This window comes from Pseudomonas sp. R4-35-07, assembly GCF_003852235.1.
GTDB lineage: Bacteria > Pseudomonadota > Gammaproteobacteria > Pseudomonadales > Pseudomonadaceae > Aquipseudomonas.
Window position 1 is genome coordinate 4,762,125 of sequence record NZ_CP027732.1, and the last position, 16,409, is coordinate 4,778,533.

19 protein-coding genes are annotated in these 16,409 nt (G+C 56.1%); 13 read left to right on the forward strand and 6 right to left on the reverse strand.

All coding sequences use genetic code 11. The features are described from left to right. The first annotated feature begins 141 nt into the window (after window positions 1-141). Window positions 142-471, forward strand: a complete 330-nt coding sequence (locus C4J89_RS21740) for a hypothetical protein (RefSeq protein WP_124415550.1) — start codon at window positions 142-144, stop codon at window positions 469-471. Here C4J89_RS21740 and C4J89_RS21745 read toward each other — a convergent pair. Next, on the reverse strand, window positions 433-1,080 hold the full coding sequence (locus tag C4J89_RS21745) for a LysE/ArgO family amino acid transporter (protein ID WP_124415551.1): 648 nt from the start codon (window positions 1,078-1,080) through the stop codon (window positions 433-435). The genes C4J89_RS21740 and C4J89_RS21745 overlap by 39 nt on opposite strands. A gap of 266 nt (window positions 1,081-1,346) precedes the next feature. Here C4J89_RS21745 and C4J89_RS21750 point away from each other — a divergent pair, with 266 nt between their 5' ends. Then, window positions 1,347-2,129, forward strand: a complete 783-nt coding sequence (locus C4J89_RS21750; protein WP_124415552.1) for an NBR1-Ig-like domain-containing protein — start codon at window positions 1,347-1,349, stop codon at window positions 2,127-2,129. A gap of 55 nt (window positions 2,130-2,184) precedes the next feature. Here the strand turns inward: C4J89_RS21750 and C4J89_RS21755 are convergent, their stop codons facing one another. Then, the gene (locus tag C4J89_RS21755; protein ID WP_124364312.1) at window positions 2,185-2,640 is read right to left on the reverse strand and encodes an Lrp/AsnC family transcriptional regulator; all 456 of its coding nucleotides are present in this window, start codon (window positions 2,638-2,640) and stop codon (window positions 2,185-2,187) included. 183 nt (window positions 2,641-2,823) lie between these two features. On the opposite strand from C4J89_RS21755, the gene C4J89_RS21760 reads away from it, so the two are divergent. From C4J89_RS21760 to C4J89_RS21775, 4 genes are read left to right on the forward strand one after another with little or no spacing between them, the layout of a single operon-like run. Then, complete coding sequence (locus tag C4J89_RS21760) at window positions 2,824-3,588, forward strand: ArpA protein (protein WP_124364313.1); 765 nt, start codon at window positions 2,824-2,826, stop codon at window positions 3,586-3,588. A gap of 43 nt (window positions 3,589-3,631) precedes the next feature. Next, complete coding sequence (gene glyA, locus C4J89_RS21765; protein ID WP_124364314.1) at window positions 3,632-4,948, forward strand: serine hydroxymethyltransferase; 1,317 nt, start codon at window positions 3,632-3,634, stop codon at window positions 4,946-4,948. 31 nt (window positions 4,949-4,979) lie between these two features. Beyond that, complete coding sequence (locus C4J89_RS21770) at window positions 4,980-5,597, forward strand: LysE family translocator (RefSeq protein ID WP_124415553.1); 618 nt, start codon at window positions 4,980-4,982, stop codon at window positions 5,595-5,597. A 56-nt stretch (window positions 5,598-5,653) separates the two neighbouring features. Further along, on the forward strand, window positions 5,654-6,247 hold the full coding sequence (locus tag C4J89_RS21775) for a LysE family translocator (RefSeq protein ID WP_124364315.1): 594 nt from the start codon (window positions 5,654-5,656) through the stop codon (window positions 6,245-6,247). Window positions 6,248-6,353: 106 nt separating this feature from the next. Here C4J89_RS21775 and C4J89_RS21780 read toward each other — a convergent pair whose 3' ends face one another. Next, window positions 6,354-6,989 (reverse strand): LysE family translocator, encoded by a 636-nt coding sequence (locus tag C4J89_RS21780; protein ID WP_124415554.1) that lies wholly within the window; start codon window positions 6,987-6,989, stop codon window positions 6,354-6,356. Between the two features lie 135 nt (window positions 6,990-7,124). Between C4J89_RS21780 and C4J89_RS21785 the strand changes: the two genes are divergently transcribed. The 4 genes from C4J89_RS21785 to C4J89_RS27325 all read left to right on the forward strand — a co-directional run bounded on the left by C4J89_RS21785 (window position 7,125) and on the right by C4J89_RS27325 (window position 10,187). After that, window positions 7,125-7,496, forward strand: a complete 372-nt coding sequence (locus C4J89_RS21785) for a PH domain-containing protein (RefSeq protein WP_124364317.1) — start codon at window positions 7,125-7,127, stop codon at window positions 7,494-7,496. A 743-nt stretch (window positions 7,497-8,239) separates the two neighbouring features. Further along, entirely contained in the window at window positions 8,240-9,397 is a 1,158-nt protein-coding gene (locus C4J89_RS21790; RefSeq protein ID WP_124415555.1) for an S-type pyocin domain-containing protein, read from the forward strand. A gap of 15 nt (window positions 9,398-9,412) precedes the next feature. Further along, window positions 9,413-9,700, forward strand: coding sequence for a colicin E3-like toxin immunity protein (locus C4J89_RS21795; RefSeq protein ID WP_124415556.1), 288 nt, complete (start codon window positions 9,413-9,415; stop codon window positions 9,698-9,700). A gap of 199 nt (window positions 9,701-9,899) precedes the next feature. Beyond that, complete coding sequence (locus C4J89_RS27325; protein WP_305955545.1) at window positions 9,900-10,187, forward strand: hypothetical protein; 288 nt, start codon at window positions 9,900-9,902, stop codon at window positions 10,185-10,187. A gap of 47 nt (window positions 10,188-10,234) precedes the next feature. Here C4J89_RS27325 and C4J89_RS21805 read toward each other — a convergent pair whose 3' ends face one another. Beyond that, entirely contained in the window at window positions 10,235-10,609 is a 375-nt protein-coding gene (locus C4J89_RS21805) for a cytochrome c family protein (RefSeq protein ID WP_124364321.1), read from the reverse strand. 224 nt (window positions 10,610-10,833) lie between these two features. Here C4J89_RS21805 and C4J89_RS21810 point away from each other — a divergent pair, with 224 nt between their 5' ends. The 3 genes from C4J89_RS21810 (at window position 10,834) to C4J89_RS21820 (ending at window position 14,262) form a co-directional block, all read left to right on the forward strand. Next, window positions 10,834-11,214 carry a response regulator gene (locus tag C4J89_RS21810; protein WP_124415557.1) on the forward strand — a complete coding sequence of 127 codons (381 nt, stop codon included), beginning with the start codon at window positions 10,834-10,836 and terminating at the stop codon, window positions 11,212-11,214. Window positions 11,215-11,407: 193 nt separating this feature from the next. Next, window positions 11,408-12,022, forward strand: a complete 615-nt coding sequence (locus tag C4J89_RS21815; protein WP_124364323.1) for a biliverdin-producing heme oxygenase — start codon at window positions 11,408-11,410, stop codon at window positions 12,020-12,022. Beyond that, on the forward strand, window positions 12,019-14,262 hold the full coding sequence (locus C4J89_RS21820) for an ATP-binding protein (RefSeq protein ID WP_124415558.1): 2,244 nt from the start codon (window positions 12,019-12,021) through the stop codon (window positions 14,260-14,262). The genes C4J89_RS21815 and C4J89_RS21820 overlap by 4 nt, the downstream gene beginning before the upstream one ends. A gap of 18 nt (window positions 14,263-14,280) precedes the next feature. On the opposite strand, the gene C4J89_RS21825 is transcribed toward C4J89_RS21820, so the two are convergent. Both C4J89_RS21825 and C4J89_RS21830 read right to left on the reverse strand, forming a co-directional pair. Then, entirely contained in the window at window positions 14,281-15,600 is a 1,320-nt protein-coding gene (locus tag C4J89_RS21825) for a cell wall metabolism sensor histidine kinase WalK (protein ID WP_124415559.1), read from the reverse strand. Next, window positions 15,597-16,307, reverse strand: coding sequence for a response regulator (locus C4J89_RS21830; protein ID WP_124371787.1), 711 nt, complete (start codon window positions 16,305-16,307; stop codon window positions 15,597-15,599). The genes C4J89_RS21825 and C4J89_RS21830 overlap by 4 nt, the downstream gene beginning before the upstream one ends. Between the last annotated feature and the right edge of the window lie 102 nt (window positions 16,308-16,409).

The following is a 16,409-nucleotide window of genomic DNA, read 5'->3' on the forward strand; positions in this document are numbered from 1 at the left end:
TGGCGAGCAATATGGGCAACACTTACACCACGTATCCCATAAGCCTCTAACAACTGCCAAACGCTTCACAACAAGGGGTCTTTTTTTTCACGCGCAGAACAGTGATCATCGCCCTCCCCTAAAGCCCCAGGAACAGAGACCATGGAATTGACGCTGGAAGCGGTTGCGCTCTTTGCACTGAAGCTGGTGCACGAGACAGACGGCGGCAGTCCGGTTTTGCGGGATGATCCGGTGATGCAAGCGTATGACCGCGAGGTGTTTGGGTTGTTGGTGCGCCAGGGGGATGTAGAGACGATTCAGCTCAAAATCGATGAGTGCATCAGGCAGGCGCTGACTGCACTGGGTGGAACCGATACGGTAATGGGGCGCGAACTGCAACGACTGGCAACCGCCGTACACAATACGGACCAGCTCGACGCACTGGTCGCACCGCTAACCACCCTCAAGGACTACCTGAAAGACATCCAGTGAATCGGTGATCAGCATTCCGGCGAGATACACCATCAACACCGCCACGCCAGCATCCAGCCAGCGCCACACCACCGGCGTCCGAAACAACCTCGTCAAGCGCTGACAGCCAAGCGCCAACACTACAAACCACAGTAGCGACGCGGTCATCGCCCCCGTCGCAAAGAGTGCTTGCTGGCCTGCCGGTTTAGCGGCACCGATCGAGCCGATCAGCACGACGGTATCGAGCCACGCGTAGGGGTTGGCAAAACCCAGCACCATCGCCGCACGCAACAGCCCTCGTTGCGAATGGCCGACTTGGGTATCCGGCATGGACTGGTCACGCAGGCAAGCCAGCAGGCGCTGTCCACCGAACCACAGCAAATAGGCCGCACCGGAAAGTAGCAAGAGCGCTACCAGATTGGGACGGCTGTCCAATAGCGAACCCAAACCTGTGATGCCTACGGCGATCAACAGCATATCGGAGACGACGCAGACGGCGACCACTCCCCAGATGGGACCACGGCTGACACCTTGGCGGATGACCAAGGTGTCTTTCGGGCCTGGGGCTGCGAACAGACCGATGCCCAGGAGCAGGCCTTCGAGGTAGAGCGCGTTGAAGTAAGGAAACATGGAATGTTCGACTCCCGACGGGAAAAGCTCGTCAGTGGCTGTTCCGGCAGATGTAAAGGAATGCAACACACACTAGGTTCGCAAGCATGTGAGAAACCGCGACACTGGATATAGCCAACCAAAAATAGGGACCTATCCATGTCCTTCACAACGTCGCCAGCTGGGAGTAAGTGTGCCTTGCTCATTACGCGTAGTGGCGAGCAGGTTGTTCTTTTTGGTGAACAAGGTGAGCAGCCTCACCGAGGACTGGGGGATCACAACCGAATATGAGTATCAAGACACGCGACACCCTCCGAGCCCTGGTCGTACGGCGCAGCCGGGAACTGGGTAAGTCCATGACAACCCTGGCCAAGGAGGCCGGCATTTCCCGGACCTACCTATATGGGCTGGCAGGCGGCGCCTCACAAGATCCGTCGGTACGCACATTGATCAAACTGGCCAAAGTGCTGCAGGTTTCCCCGCTGCTGCTGTTCCGTTACTTCGCCGATTTGGCGGGCGCTCCGGTTGACTCCAACTCAATGGCGACCACCAACCGGGCTGTAGGCCTGCGTGATTCAAGCGACATCGCCGTCTTCAACGCAGACGTCACCACGCCCGACCAGACCGTCGTGCTGCCTGGCGAAATTTTTCAGAAAACATGGGAGATCCAGAACCTCGGCACACGCCCGTGGCTGGGTCGAAAACTGGTACGCGTTGACGGTGAATATGTCATAGCCCGACGCACCGCCATGGGCGCGCCATTGGAAGTCGTGATGGACACGTACCTGCGCAGCCTTAACAACGAAACCCTCATCGCAGAAACACTGCCTGGGCAACCGATGCATATCACTGTGGAATTCGCCGCGTCCAAGGAAACCTGCGCAGTCACTTTCATCTGGCGGATCGAGGATGAACACGGGCAACCGTGCTACGCGCCTGAGTTCATTTTGCATGTGATCGTAAACGTGATGGCGCGCGGAACTACGATTATCAATTTATGCGCGTCACAACAAGCATTTGACTTTTTAAACATCTCTAAGCAAAGCAACAAAAAGTTTAAAAGACCTTAAACCCATGAAACATACTCACATCAAAAATATCTTTTTTGCACATCTGCGAAGTTATTCAGAGTGCAGGCAGTTTCCGCTCAACAGTTTTTATTATTGAAGTATTGGTATCGGCTAATCGCGTCATCTGCTGGAGGGTTTGATCCAGGTGCTGTACAGAATCAACATAAAGATGACAGACAAAACTGTCATCACCCGTGATTTTGTAACAGAGGACACACTCCTCAAGGTTCTTGATCAACTCCTCAATCTCTTGAAACTTTCCCGGCAATGGTTTTACCCGAACCAGTGCCTGTAGCGCATATCCTAAAGCCTGCGCATCCAGTTCGACACTGAACCCGGAAATGACCCCCGCGACCTCCAGACGTTTGAGACGCTCGCTGCAGCCGGGAGCAGACAGACCCACTTGACGACTGAGCGCTCGGATGGAGGTCCTAGAGTTTTCGTAGAGAGCCAAAATAAGGGCGCGATCAATGGGGTCCAATTTTTGAGCGCTTTTTGTAAGCTTTTTCATACGATGGGCCTTACGAAAATTAAAGAAATCACATGAAAACCTTACATACCATGGATTCATAAAAAAATAATAGATTTTTTGTAAATTGGCTCCTATTGTTTTTTCAAACGGTCACCCGCAGTACCGCCAGGCAGCAAGGCATACATTGCCTATATTTCAGTTTAAACCTTTAGAGGAATTGAAATGAATCATGCACTCGATGCTACTACTCTGCAAAAACACCACGACGACAATTTCCCTGAAGAGCGGATATTCTTACTGCGCAATGAGTTTGCCCGAAATGGATTTATAAAATTGCGGGATATCGTAGACGACACCTTGCGTCAGCGCATCACCAATGAAGTCCATGGACTTATCGACCGTCAGATTGAAAGGAGGGACTTACACCTGGCGACTACCGATAATACACCGCGATACATGAGTGTCGTTCGCAGCGAGTTTATATCGGAAAACAGCGCAATTATAAGCACTCTATCCAAAAGTGAAGTATTACTCAACACACTGTCCTTGATTGCAGATACCAATATTGTCGCTTCAGTCTCCAAGGATGAAGAATACCTGATCACCAGACAGGAGCGTAAAGGTGACACTCATGGCTGGCATTGGGGCGATTACAGTTTTGCACTGATCTGGATTATCGAGACGCCACCCATTTCCAAAGGCGGGATGCTTCAGTGCGTTCCTCACACCACGTGGGATAAATCCAATCCCAGGATTCACGAAATCCTGTGCAATAATCCGATTGCCACTTATGGCTTTACAACTGGCGATATTTATTTTCTGCGTACTGACACGACCCTCCATCGCACTATTCCACTCAATGAAGATGCCATTCGAATCATTCTTAACATGACATGGGCAGATGAAAAATACCTCGACAGAAACCTGCACGGTAATGATCGGTGGTGGGAGAACCAACATGCTGAGGCTGCTAAAAGCCTGACTTGAAACATAGCCTTCTGATTATCCATAAGCCCCACAGGATTAAGATATGCACGATGCCCAATGCCTTCAGAACGCCAGCGTGTTATTAAAACAAGCTCAGTCACACTCCGCCATGGCCGACCTGGTAAGAGCCGCCGTTACACGAAATGAGCAGTGGCGTGGGCAACAGTGCATCAACCTTGTGGCAGCTGAGTCACCGACCAGCCCGTCCGTGCGCGCACTCCTTTCCAGTGAAGTGGGAACACGCGCATCGGGCGGGCATATCGGCCGGGACAATCGTTTTTTTTCAGGGATGAAGAATATCGATGAACTGGAATCGTTGTGTGTGGAACTCCTGAAGATGACATTTGATGCCAAGTACGCCGACCATAGACTGATGGGTGGGATGGCAGCGGTACTTGCTGCTTACACTGCACTGACTCGACCCGAAGACAACGTCATGACGGTGCCAGTGATAAGGGGTGGAGATACTAGCAACAGGACAAATGGTCCTCCGGGCGTCAGAGGGCTGAAAGTCTGGGACATTCCGTTTATCCACAAAACCGGCGAGATCGACCTTAATCGGTTTAGTGAGATTGCCCATGATCTGAAACCAGCTGTAATCGGACTAGGAATGACGCTCACGCTGTTTGCGCTTCCTATCAAGGACATAAAAGGTATCGTTTCGCCCTGGGGTGGGAAAGTGTATTTCGACGCTGCCCATCAACTCGGCCTGATCAGTTCTGGTCTATTTCAAAATCCCCTCGAAGAAGGAGCGGACTTGATGACTGGATCTTCCGGAAAAACATTCAGTGGCCCACAAGGAGGGATTATTGCCTGGAACGATCCCGAATTGACAGCGCCCATCAACACGGCGATTTTCCCTACTCTGACTGGCAGCCACCAAATCAATCGCGTGGCCGCGCTCGCCGTGGCGGCAACCGAATTGCTGGAGTACGGGACCGTCTACATGGCGCAGGTGGTTCGCAACGCCCAAGCACTTGCAAGCTCTCTTGATAAGCTAGGGGTAACGGCGTTTTATCGGGAGCAAGGCTATACCCAAACTCATCAGATTGTTATTGATTCAAAACCTTTTGATTGCGGTCGCGATGCTGTCCAACGCCTAGAGGCAGCCAATATCATTGCCAATGAAATGCCCCTACCCTGGGATATCGACCCTTACAAAGAAACAGGTATTCGATTAGGCACCGTTGAAGTGACTCGCCTGGGAATGAAAGAGATAGAAATGGAGTGGATCGCCGAGAAGATTGCAAAGATTTTACTACACCGGGAAGACCCGATGGCGGTGGCAAATAGTGTAATCGATTTCATGAAGAATTATAGAACGGTGTACTACTGTCACGAACATGGATTACCCCACTAGCCGCTGTTATTCGCGTACTCAGGAAACGTAAATGCCCGAAACTCTATTTTCTATTTATCAGGCGACGCTGACATTCGCCATTGCCGCCATCGCGCTTCTCGCCAGTCCCGGTCCGGCCACCCTGGCCCTGGCTGCGAGTGGCGCCGCCTATGGCATGAAGCGCTCTATTCAATTTTTCGTGGGTATTACCGTGGGATTGGTCATCGCCATGGCAGTAGTCTCCACGGGGCTGTATGTCTTTGTGCACAGTTTTCCCTTATTGGGCGTTGGTCTCGCTGGAGTATCCATTCTTTACATTCTTTATCTGGCTTATACCATTGCTGCGGCCCCCCCGATTAACGATGAGCAAACAGCGGTAAGTCCAGGGCTGGGTGCGGGTTTTGTGCTGGGTGTAGCAAACATTAAAGCGTACGCTGCCTTTGCTGCGTTACTAGGCAGTTTTACGTTAGGTGTTACGCCAACATGGGAGCTGTTTACCAAGGCGTCTATCTGTCTATTGGTTTGCGTGATATTCGATTTTTTCTGGCTTTTTGCGGGGAGCAAGCTCCGTAAATTATTCATTCACCCCACTTGGAGCCGAATACTTAACGTCAGCTTCGCGGTGCTAATGGTCGCGACGGTAGCGTGGTCATTTATGCTGACGGATTAACTCTATAGATAAACCAGAAAAATACAGTATGATCGTTTTCTAAGGAGGATTTCCGCATGCTAGCTACCCTTTCCGCCCTTTTACTACTATTAATAATACCCGGCCCCACTAACACGCTATTGTTCCGTGCAGGGGTGCTGTATGGGTTCAGCGTGTCGCAGCGCCTTGCCTTTATCGAATCTCTTGCTTATCTGATTCAGGTATCGCTGTGGGGATTCACATTACTCTACCTATCGGCATACTCTCCTTTGACCGTGAAAATCGTCCAATTTAGCGCAGCATGCTATCTCCTTTATATTTCTTATAAGCTGTGGCAACGCGAAAACAGCATAACCAACACAGCCAAGGATCGGTTCTCCGGGCCTTATTTTTTCCTGCTGACATTGATGAATCCTAAAGGCCTTCTGACCGTTTCATTTATTGCTCCAATTCATACCTTCACTGAGTTGGAGAGCTACGTAGAATTCATGGCGGCTCTCTTGTTGGTGACTATTTCAGTGGGATCTGCCTGGATATTTTTTGGTGCTCGATTTAAAGGCTTCCATCAAACGCGGTTTACCACTCTGAAGATCAACCGGGTCACGTCTGTCACCCTCTTTTGTTTTGCCTCAACGCTTATTGGTCGCCTGGCCGGTTCGGTTTTGAACTAAGATTTTTTCCGTTTCTCGTACGCTGCTTCTACCATTCAAAGCCACCTACCCCACCGTCAAAACGTATACTTGAAACTCGTCATAAAGTTACGCGGCGCCCCATAGCCTACCGCCGCCCTTCCACTGCCATCCGCACCGCCAACCCCATCAACACCGACCCCATCAGCAAGCGCTGCACCACCTGCCACCCCGGCCGGGTGACGAAAAACACTGCGATAGACCCCGCCAGCGTGGCAATCACCGCATTCACGCTCACGCTGATGAGAATCTGCGTGAAACCCAGCACCAGGGATTGCATCAGCACGCTGCCGTGGCCGTTCGGGTCGATGAACTGCGGCAGCAACGACAGGTACATCACCGCCACCTTGGGGTTCAGCAGGTTGGTCACCAGGCCCATGGTGAATAGTTTGCGCGGGCTGTCCTGGGGCAGGCGCTGCACCTGGAACGGCGAGCGGGCACCCGGTTTGATCGCCTGCCAGGCCAGATAAGCCAGGTACAGCGCCCCGCCAAAGCGCAGGGCGTCGTACGCAAAGGGCACCGCCATGACCAGCGCGGTAATACCCAAGGCCGCGCACAGCATATAAACCAAAAAACCCAACGCAACGCCGCCCAGGGAAATAAAACCGGCGGTGCGCCCCTGGCAAATCGAGCGCGAAATGAGATAAATCATGTTCGGGCCGGGCGTCAGCACCATGCCGAGTGATATCAGCGCATAGGCAAGCCAGCTGGACAGTTCAGGCATGGTCGGGCTCCCGAAATATGTGGTCAACGTTGCAGGGTTGGACGCCATGGTAGGGCGTTCAAAATGTGCGCGTCAGATACAGATTCGTGATCAAAACGTCATACACCGACCACACCGTTCACCAGAGGCAGGCACATGATCGACTTCAATAACAAAGGCTTCTTCAAGCTCAAGCAAAACAACGAGTACGCCGAACGCGTGGCGTCATTGCTGCTGGATGGCGAAGAGGTAGTGGACGCGTACAAGGCCATGCGCGACGGCGTGGTGTTCACCACCAAGCGCATCATCGCGGTGAACGTGCAGGGGATTACCGGCAGCAAGAAGGACTTCACGTCGCTGCCCTATAAGAATATCGTGGCGTATTCGGTGGAAACGTCGGGGACGTTTGATCTGGATTCGGAGTTGGAGATTTACTTTTCGTCGCTGGGGAAGGTGAAGTTCGAGTTCACCGGCAAGACGTCGATTGTGGAAATTTCACGGTTGATTTCCAAACATCTGCTGGGCTAAACCACTGGCGCGATTCAACCCATGTACACCGCTCAACCTGTAAGAGCTGGCTTGCCTGCGAAGGCCATGGGTATCTACACAACTTTGGCGTAGCTTGAACCTGTGGCGAGGGAGCTTGCTCCCGTGACGGCTCGGGAGCCAAAGACTATTCTTCTGGTGCCCGAGACCTAAGTGTGGGAGGGGGCTTGCCCCCGATGGCGATAAGTCATTAGCAGATGCATTTACTGAGACTCCCTCGTCGGGGCATAGGTATCTACCCACGATGCGAAGCGAGCCGCTCTTGATCTTAGGCGCCCCGTTAAACCACGCTGGCCGGAATTCAACAGTGTTTTTTTTTGGGGGGGCAAACCGGCAGTGATTTGGGGGAGCGCCGTCAGGGCGCAATCCTAAGCCGCCGTTACCGCAGCAACGGATATGTTTTCGCCCTGATCCAGCATTCAGGTCGGCTGTCAGGCCGCCATCGGGAGCAAGCCCCCTCCCACATTTAGCTCGCGGGGCATCAGTTAGGTAGTCGTCGGCTGCAGAACCGTCACAGGTTCAGAGCCGTGCCAATTTGTGTAGATACCTATGCTGCGAGGCGCCAGCCCAAACGCCGCCAGACTCCCCACTTACGCCTCAGCAGTTCGCGCCAGGAATGGCTTCACTCAACTGACTTTTCCCACGTAGGCCATCGAACAAAGCCAATATCAGCGGCAGATTCTCCCCCGTAGGCTCACTTCCTCGCACAAGGAAGTGAGCCGGTCATGTCAGAACGTTTTTATCCACCGACTGAAGAACAGCTACGCAGGCAACGAATCCTGACCCCGCAACCGTCACGCGTGCCCTATTCGCCAGCGATTATTCCATTCGAGCCATCTCCTGCCCCGGCCCCCACGCCAGCCAAACCTCCCGGCTGCGTCTTCATCAAGCCCTGCCAATTGCCTGACGGCGTCACCCGTTACGCTGACTCCACCGGTTATGTCCCGCTGGAGTTGGTCAAGGAGTACGCGCATTTAAGCCTGTTGGGCGGGCGCGAGGTGGACGGGCGAGGCGCGGTGGCCTTGCGCAGGATCGGCGGGAGCACATTGCCCGCAGGCGTAGGGCAGTTGGCGTTGCGTTCGGCGGCTTGGGAGTCGGCGGTGACTGCCGCCGGCGCTGTCGCTGGTGGGCTGTTGACGGGGTTGGTGGCGCTTGCTTGGCCTTCTGAACTGGGTGATAGCGCGCTCTACAGCGAAGAACAGCTGCGCTCGATGGCGCGGTCGCAGATGCGTTTGCATATCGAGCAACGCGAGGACGGTACGCTCAAGGGGTATGGGTTTTACACCGGCAACCATCCGAACTGGCAGATGATCGATGTGGTGCAGTTCCAAAGCCGAGACGATCAGTTTGTGGCGGATTTGGGCGAGGGCGTTGAGCTGATCTGGACGCCTGCGGTTGATCCGGGGGACACGCTGGGTATTCCTGCATTGGAAGCTGCGCCGCAAGCGCCAGTGATCTGGATTTACCCGCCGACGGAGAAGGCGGCGCAGATTTTGGTGAACCCAGTTTATCCGCCGGAGTATCGGGATTTTATTCTGGTGTTTCCGGCGGAGTCGGGGGTTCGGCCGTTGTATGTGGTGGTTAATGAGCCAAGGAAGGGGCTAAGAAGCCCAGATCATGATTACTTCCCTGCGCCCGAAACCGCAGACATAACAGGCTTCCCTGGTTTAATTCCCCAAAAGCCTGTGACACGAAGAAAAGGCGGAGCGGGCTTACGTGAACGATGGATAGACGCAAAAGGAAGGAAAATACTTGAATGGGATTCCAAGAAAGGCGAGCTGGAAGTCTATCGAAACAGTGATTTAGAACACCTCGGTGCCTTTGACCCCTATACCGCCGAACGCCGAGGACCGGCTGACCCAAAACGCCGAATTTACCGATAAAGAGGAACATGGAAAATGGTGATGAAAATCAGACTGCGGTGGTACGAAAAACACAGTAATAACTTGAAGGCGGATGAGTATTCAGCGGATATCGAGGACTCAGACAGCATTCTCAAAGCGTTGGGTTTAGGCGAGGAAACCGCGATATATGCCGATGTATTCAATGTGCTGCCTAACTGGATAACGATTATTCAGCCATATTTCCAGCACATGATCGAACCCGACCACCTCGACTACCAGATTTCCTTCCGTTACCAAGGCGCGTGGCCACCGCCTCCAAATCAACCTAAGACGGGGTCTTGATGCAATGAGACCTCCACTGCAAAAGCCTCTGCTCTATCGCTCAGTCAACACCCGAACCCATGGCGTGCGCCATGGGAGTTGCTGTGCTTACAGATATGAACGACACAGCAAAAGCGAAAAGCGAGCGCTATCAACCCGTGGCTCAATGCACAGCCATCAAAGACACGGGTTCGATTACAGCCCCCTATTCCGGTTCCTCATGTCCAAAGTCGGCCACCCCTGGAGCAAGGTTTTCAGCGAAGCCAACACCCGCCTGGATCGTCCGGAGCCGGTGTTCTGGATGGTTGCGCTGCATGAAAGTGACAAGCAGGAATACGTGAGTACGGGCGAGAATAGCTACTACAGCGGCTTGTGGGTGGACGAGGCTGGCCTGTTGCAAAAGGTCAACCCACAGCTGACGCCCGAGCACATGAAACCCTTCTGCGACTGCTGCACCCAAACGTTCAACGGCGTGGTGTTCGCACAGGCTTCACCGCGCGAACGGTAGGCAGTCGGCACGACAGCTTCCAAAGGTGTTCCGCCTTGCCTCAGCGATCACTTGGACTGAAACGTCTCCAAATACGCCAATATATTCTCAATCTTCTCCTGATCACTGATCCCCCAAAAAATCATCCGCGTGCCGCTCACCACTTTCTTCGGCGCTTCGATGTAGGCGGCAAGTTTGTCGCGGGTCCAGACCACGCCTGAGTTTTTCATCGCGTCGGAATACTGGTAATCCGTAGTAGTGCCCGCTGGCCGGCCGATGATGCCGTTGAGCTGCGGTCCGAACCCGCCGCGTGCGCCTTCGCCCACACTGTGGCAGCCACCGCAAGTCTTGGTGAAGAGCTTGCCGCCCGCCTCGGCATCGCCGGCAGCAAAGGCCCCGTGTGTGTTGAAGATCAGGGCAAGGGTCAACCAGGCGTACTTCATCAGAGGGCTCCGCATCGAGTGTTGCCGACAATTATGCCCGTTTAAATGGCCGTTTCCCCAGCCGCTTTACGATAACCGTGCGGGCCTGTGCTATGAACTGGCGCCCCCCAGCCACGTTCCTGCAGACCACCAAACGACCACCCATCGTTTAAAAAACATCCAATCGAACCTATATGCCCCGCCTCCACTCCACCCTACTGAACCCTGATGGTGGAGTAAGGATCATGGCTCAGCCATCGATTTTAGTATTGGAAGACGACGAGATCATTCGGGCGTTGATGGTGGATGTGCTGGAGGACTTCGGCGCATTGGTAAAGTCGTTCCCTTCGGCGGATGAAGGGATGATTTATCTGGAGCGGGGCGATGACCCCGTGGACCTGATTGTCAGTGATATTCAGATGCCCGGCTTGCTCAATGGTTATGACTTGAGCCGAGTGGTGGCGCATCGTTGGCCTGACGTTCAGGTGGTGCTGACGTCCGGCAACACCACGATAGCGTCGCAACTGGGTGGCTCTGTGCGGTTTTTGCCCAAACCCTGGAGTACCGACCACTTGCTTGAGTGCGTGCAAAAAGCATTGACCCAGCAAGGTTCGTCTGTGCATTAATAGCGCGGCGATATCATTCAACCCGAACTTCGTGCCAAGGCCTGTGGTCGTTTTACCTACAAGGAGTGACTTTTCTGATCTGATGGTCAGCCTTTTCGCTTGTTGCGTAAGCTGACGACAATGAATTGTGTAGAATCGTCGCCCATTTTCATGCGTCATTCATGGCCGAGAGGCCCACAGTTCGAGCTCATTAATGCACTCAGAAGCCCATGACGTTGGTGCGCCATCCTTGTTGGAAACGTTGCGCACAGGCACCGGGCTGTTGCATGTCGCGCTGGAAAAGCGCCTGCCGTTTTTTTCCGAGCGCCTGGATACAGACTGGTACCGGCGCTTGCTCCAGGCCTACTACGGTTTCTATCAGCCGATGGAAGCGGCGCTGTATGACGGCCGCCTGATTCCCCATGGATATGACGCCGCATTGCGTACGAAAACGCCGACGCTGTTCAGTGATCTCCGCGCCCTCGGCCTGAATGAGCACACCATCAGCACCCTGCCCCGTTGCACCCGACTCCCGCCCCTGGACACCCCCGCTGCCTGCCTTGGCGCCTTGTATGTGCTGGAAGGCGCGACCCTCGGTGGGCAAGTGTTGCGCCGCGAAATAGCCCTGCGCCTGGGGATCGATGCCGACAACGGCGGTGCGTTTCTCGATATTTATGGCGCCGAGACCGGCCGACGCTGGAAAGAGTTTCTCGACTACCTGGGTCGCCTGCCGCTGGACACAACAGCCAGGGCTCGCGCAGTAATGGCCGCCCGCTCCACATTCAGCGGCTTTGAGCAATGGCTCGACAGCCAGGAGGTACTGCTATGAAACCTGAAGATTTTGAAGAGCTGCTTGCCAACTGCGCCGACGAGCCCATTCGCTTTCCCGGAGCGATCCAGCCTCACGGTGTGCTGCTGACATTGTCGGAACCCGGCCTGGATATCATCCAGGTCAGCACCAACGTCGCCAGCTTGTTCGGCCATGCGCCCAAAGCGCTGCTCGGCCAGCCGCTGCACAGCTTGATCGGCGCAGAGCACGCCCAGGCGGTGCAGGTCATGGCACAAACCGACACGTTCTTCGACATGCCACCGTTGCACGTCACGCTCAATGGCGCAGCGTTCGAAGGCTTGCTGCACCGCCACCAGAATGTGCTGGTGCTGGAGTTCGAACCGCGGCTCAAGGATTTCCGCCCACGCGCGCTGAACGGTCGCACCAGTAACCTGGGCAAGATGTTGCAACGCTTGCAGGCGGCGAAAACCCTGCAAGCGCTGTACGAAATCAGCGTGAATGAAATCCAGGCCATGACCGGTTATGACCGCGTGCTCATTTACCGCTTCGAAGACGAAGGCCACGGCCAGGTAATTGCCGAAGCGTCAGCGCCGTCCATGGAGCTGTTCAACGGGTTGTTTTTCCCTGCCTCCGACATCCCGGAACAGGCCCGCGAGCTGTATCGCACCAACTGGCTGCGCATCATCCCCAACGCGGCCTACGAGCCAGTGCCGTTGCTGCCCAAGCTGCGCCCAGACACCGGCGAGCCGCTGGATTTGAGCTTCGCCACCCTGCGCAGCGTGTCGCCGATTCACTGCCAATACATGAAGAATATGGGCGTACTGTCGTCCATGAGCATCTCGTTGATGAAGGGCGACACGCTATGGGGCCTGATCAGCTGCGGCAACCGCGAGCCGCTGCTGGTGCCGAATGAGTTGCGCACCGCCTGCCAGACCATCGGCCAAGTGCTGTCGTTGCAGATCAGCGCCATGGAGACCCTGGAACTGAGCCGTCAACGCGAGGAAAAAGTTCAGGCGCTGGCACTTCTCGATCAAGCGCTGAAGGCCTCCCAGGACAGTGTGTTCGACGGCCTTGCCCAACAAAGTCAGTTGCTGATGGAGCTGACAGAGGCAGGCGGCGTGGCGATCATCGAGGGCAAGCAATTGCATTGCTACGGCCACTGCCCGGAACCGGCGCAGATCCGCGCACTGCACAAGTGGCTGCAAGAGCGCGACGAACCGGTATTCGCCAGCCACAACCTGGCCTCGGTATACCCGCCGGCTGTCGAGTTCCAGCAGTTGGCCAGCGGCGTCCTGGCCATGCATCTGCCCAAGCCTGTGGACAACGGTGTGCTGTGGTTCCGCCCGGAGGTGAAGGAAAACATCAACTGGAGCGGTGACCCGCAAAAGCCGCTGGACCTGGAAAACTCCCACGCGGGCCTGCACCTTCGCCCACGCACCTCGTTTGAAGTGTGGAAAGTGGTCATGGCGGGCATTTCCACCAAGTGGAGCCATGGCGACCTGTTCGCCGCCAACGACCTGCGCCGCTCGGCCCTGGAAAACGACCTGGCACGCCAAGTAAAGCGTGAGCAGCAGGCCGTGCGGGCGCGTGATGACCTGGTGGCCGTGGTATCTCACGACCTGCGTAACCCGATGACCGTCATCTCCATGCTCTGCGGCATGATGCGAAAAGCGTTCAGCTCCGAGGGCCCACACACCTCGCGACGCATCTCCTCGGCTATCGACACCATGCAACAGGCGGCCGGGCGCATGAACACACTGCTGGAGGATCTGCTCGACACCTCGAAAATCGAGGCCGGACGCTATGTCGTCAAACCTGTGGCGCTGGAGGTAAGCCATATGTTCGATGAGGCTTATTCGCTGCTCGCACCGTTGGCGCTGGAAAAAGGCATCGACCTGTCGTTCAACGCCGAGCCCGGCCTGCTGATCAATGCCGACCCGGAGCGCCTTTTCCAGGTGTTGTCGAACCTGATCGGCAACGCCATCAAGTTCACCCCGCGCCTGGGCAATATCGGCGTCAGCGCCATGAGCAACGGTGCAGAAATCGTGTTCTCGGTGCGCGACTCCGGTGAAGGCATTGCACCGGAGCAGTTGCCTCACGTGTTCGAGCGCTACTGGACAAATACCGAAAACAACCCCACCGGCAGCGGTTTGGGGCTGTACATCACCCAAGGCATCGTCCAGGCCCATGGCGGCGAAATTGTTGCCGAAAGTGAGGTGGGCCAGGGCAGTGAGTTCCGGTTTACGCTGCCCAGGGTGATTGAAGCATCGCCTACCTGACGCGTTGTCTGGTGAATGTCATACCGGCAATATCACCACGGCTTCCAACCCACCCCCCTGGCGCTCGGCCAGGGTCAGGGTACCGCCATGTTCCAACACGATTGCTCGTGCGGTAGAGAGCCCAAGCCCTACGCCGCCGGTGCTTTTGTTGCGTGACCCCTCCAGGCGATAGAACGGCAGGAATACTTCCTCCCGATGCGCTGCGGGAATGCCCGGGCCACGGTCCAGCACGCGAATCACCACCGTATCCTGCTTGTGCTGCAACTCGATTTCCGGCGCCGCACCGTAGTGGATCGCATTGTCCATCAGGTTGGTCATCACGCGTTTGAGGCCCAGGGGCCGGCCGAAATACACCAGACGTGGCGGCCCGTTAAACGTGAAGTCGATGGCCTGGTCGCGATAATCGTCGATCAGGGTCTGCAGCAACTCCGCCAGGTCCAGTTGTGTGGCCTGTTCCAGGCGCGCGTCATCGCGGAAAAATTCCAGGGCGGTGTTGATCATGGCCTGCATTTCGTCCACGTCGCGAAACAGTCGCTGTTGCTGGTCGCTATCCTCGATGAACTCACCGCGCAGGCGCAGGCGGGTCAGCGGCGCGCGCAGGTCGTGGGAGATGGCGGCAAGCATTTGGGTACGGTCCTGGATGAAGTGGCGCAACTGCGCCTGCATGCTGTTGAAGGCAAGAATCGCCTGGCGGATTTCGTGAGGCCCCACCGGCTCGATCGGCGGCGCGCGAAAGTCGCTGCCAAAACGCCGCGCACCTCGGGCGAAGTGTTGCAGCGGGTGGGCCAGGCGTCGGGTCGCGACCAGGGTGACCAAGGCGGTGGAGACCAGCACCAGCAGCGCCACAATCAGGCTGCGCACACCATCGTCCAGGCCCCAGCTGCGTGTACCGGTGCTGAACATCAGCCAGGATCGGTCGGTCAGTTGCATCAACAGTACGTACTGGCCGTTGCCGTCGGGCCAGTCGGCAGGTTCATAGGCTTCCATGGGGCGCGTCGGGCCTTCAAGCAGGTGCTTGAATACCTGCTCGCCCGTGTTGAAATCCGGGTCAGCCAGCACCGGCAGATTAAACGCCGCCCGCTGCGCCGCCCACGTCACCCTGAAGGACCCATCCCCTATCACCTGGGCAAGTCGCGCTCGCTGCGCCGGTTCGGACGCCTCGATCACGCGCACCACCACCGCCACTTTTTCCAGCAGGCCGGTTTCAGCCAACGGCGGCCTGGCCCATACCCCCGCCAGTTGCACGAACAAGGCATAGAATCCCAGCGCGGTGATCATTGCGACCAGCACGGTCAGCGCGATCCAGCGCGCCACCGTGTCGCGCGGACGCTGGATCATGAACGGGTCACGCTGGCGGTGAATTGATAGCCGCCATTGCGCACGGTGCGGATCATCGCCGGGCGCTTGGTATCGAATTCCAGCTTGCGACGCAGGCGGCTCACCTGCACGTCGATGCTGCGGTCGAAGGCATCATGGCTATGGCCGCGCGCCAGGTTCAACAACTGTTCACGGGTGAGCACGCGTTGCGGGTGTTCGAGAAACACCAGCAGCAGGTCGAACTCGCCGGACGACAGCGGAATCATCACCTGGTCGGGCGAGCGCAACTCGCGGCGCGTGAGGTCCAGTTGCCAGCCGGCAAAACGGATCAACGGGCGCGCGGCCTCCCCCATCGGTGGCCGGCTTTCACCCGCCCGGCGCAATACCGCACGCACCCTGGCGAGCAGTTCGCGGGCATCGAAGGGTTTGCTCAGGTAATCGTCGGCGCCCATTTCCAGGCCCACCACGCGGTCGCTGAGTTCACCCATGGCCGTGAGCATGATCACCGGCGTAGCGTATTGCTGGCGCAAGCGCTGGCACAGCAGCAGGCCGTTGTCGCCGGGGAGCATCAGGTCGAGGATAATCAGGTCGGCGGGCTGGCGCTCCATGGCCGCCCACAGCTCAGCGCCACTGGCCGCGGTCTCTACCGAATAGCCATGGCGCAGGAAAAATTTCTTCAGCAGGGCGAGGACTTCAAGGTCATCGTCGACGATTAACAGGTTGCTCACCGGCAGGCTTCACTGGACTGGGTCAAGGCGCCATCTAAAACTATTCGACGCGCTCCGTCATATATTTCAATCGTGCAATAAAGCGTCAGCAACGCAATAAAG

Bases quoted from the DNA above. Each gene is read 5' to 3' on its own strand.
- C4J89_RS21740 (WP_124415550.1), top strand. From the start codon at position 142: ATGGAATTGACGCTGGAAGCGGTTGCGCTCTTTGCACTGAAGCTGGTG.
- C4J89_RS21745 (WP_124415551.1), bottom strand. From the start codon at position 1,080: ATGTTTCCTTACTTCAACGCGCTCTACCTCGAAGGCCTGCTCCTGGGC.
- C4J89_RS21750 (WP_124415552.1), top strand. From the start codon at position 1,347: ATGAGTATCAAGACACGCGACACCCTCCGAGCCCTGGTCGTACGGCGC.
- C4J89_RS21755 (WP_124364312.1), bottom strand. From the start codon at position 2,640: ATGAAAAAGCTTACAAAAAGCGCTCAAAAATTGGACCCCATTGATCGC.
- C4J89_RS21760 (WP_124364313.1), top strand. From the start codon at position 2,824: ATGAATCATGCACTCGATGCTACTACTCTGCAAAAACACCACGACGAC.
- glyA (WP_124364314.1), top strand. From the start codon at position 3,632: ATGCACGATGCCCAATGCCTTCAGAACGCCAGCGTGTTATTAAAACAA.
- C4J89_RS21770 (WP_124415553.1), top strand. From the start codon at position 4,980: ATGCCCGAAACTCTATTTTCTATTTATCAGGCGACGCTGACATTCGCC.
- C4J89_RS21775 (WP_124364315.1), top strand. From the start codon at position 5,654: ATGCTAGCTACCCTTTCCGCCCTTTTACTACTATTAATAATACCCGGC.
- C4J89_RS21780 (WP_124415554.1), bottom strand. From the start codon at position 6,989: ATGCCTGAACTGTCCAGCTGGCTTGCCTATGCGCTGATATCACTCGGC.
- C4J89_RS21785 (WP_124364317.1), top strand. From the start codon at position 7,125: ATGATCGACTTCAATAACAAAGGCTTCTTCAAGCTCAAGCAAAACAAC.
- C4J89_RS21790 (WP_124415555.1), top strand. From the start codon at position 8,240: ATGTCAGAACGTTTTTATCCACCGACTGAAGAACAGCTACGCAGGCAA.
- C4J89_RS21795 (WP_124415556.1), top strand. From the start codon at position 9,413: ATGGTGATGAAAATCAGACTGCGGTGGTACGAAAAACACAGTAATAAC.
- C4J89_RS27325 (WP_305955545.1), top strand. From the start codon at position 9,900: ATGTCCAAAGTCGGCCACCCCTGGAGCAAGGTTTTCAGCGAAGCCAAC.
- C4J89_RS21805 (WP_124364321.1), bottom strand. From the start codon at position 10,609: ATGAAGTACGCCTGGTTGACCCTTGCCCTGATCTTCAACACACACGGG.
- C4J89_RS21810 (WP_124415557.1), top strand. From the start codon at position 10,834: ATGGCTCAGCCATCGATTTTAGTATTGGAAGACGACGAGATCATTCGG.
- C4J89_RS21815 (WP_124364323.1), top strand. From the start codon at position 11,408: ATGCACTCAGAAGCCCATGACGTTGGTGCGCCATCCTTGTTGGAAACG.
- C4J89_RS21820 (WP_124415558.1), top strand. From the start codon at position 12,019: ATGAAACCTGAAGATTTTGAAGAGCTGCTTGCCAACTGCGCCGACGAG.
- C4J89_RS21825 (WP_124415559.1), bottom strand. From the start codon at position 15,600: ATGATCCAGCGTCCGCGCGACACGGTGGCGCGCTGGATCGCGCTGACC.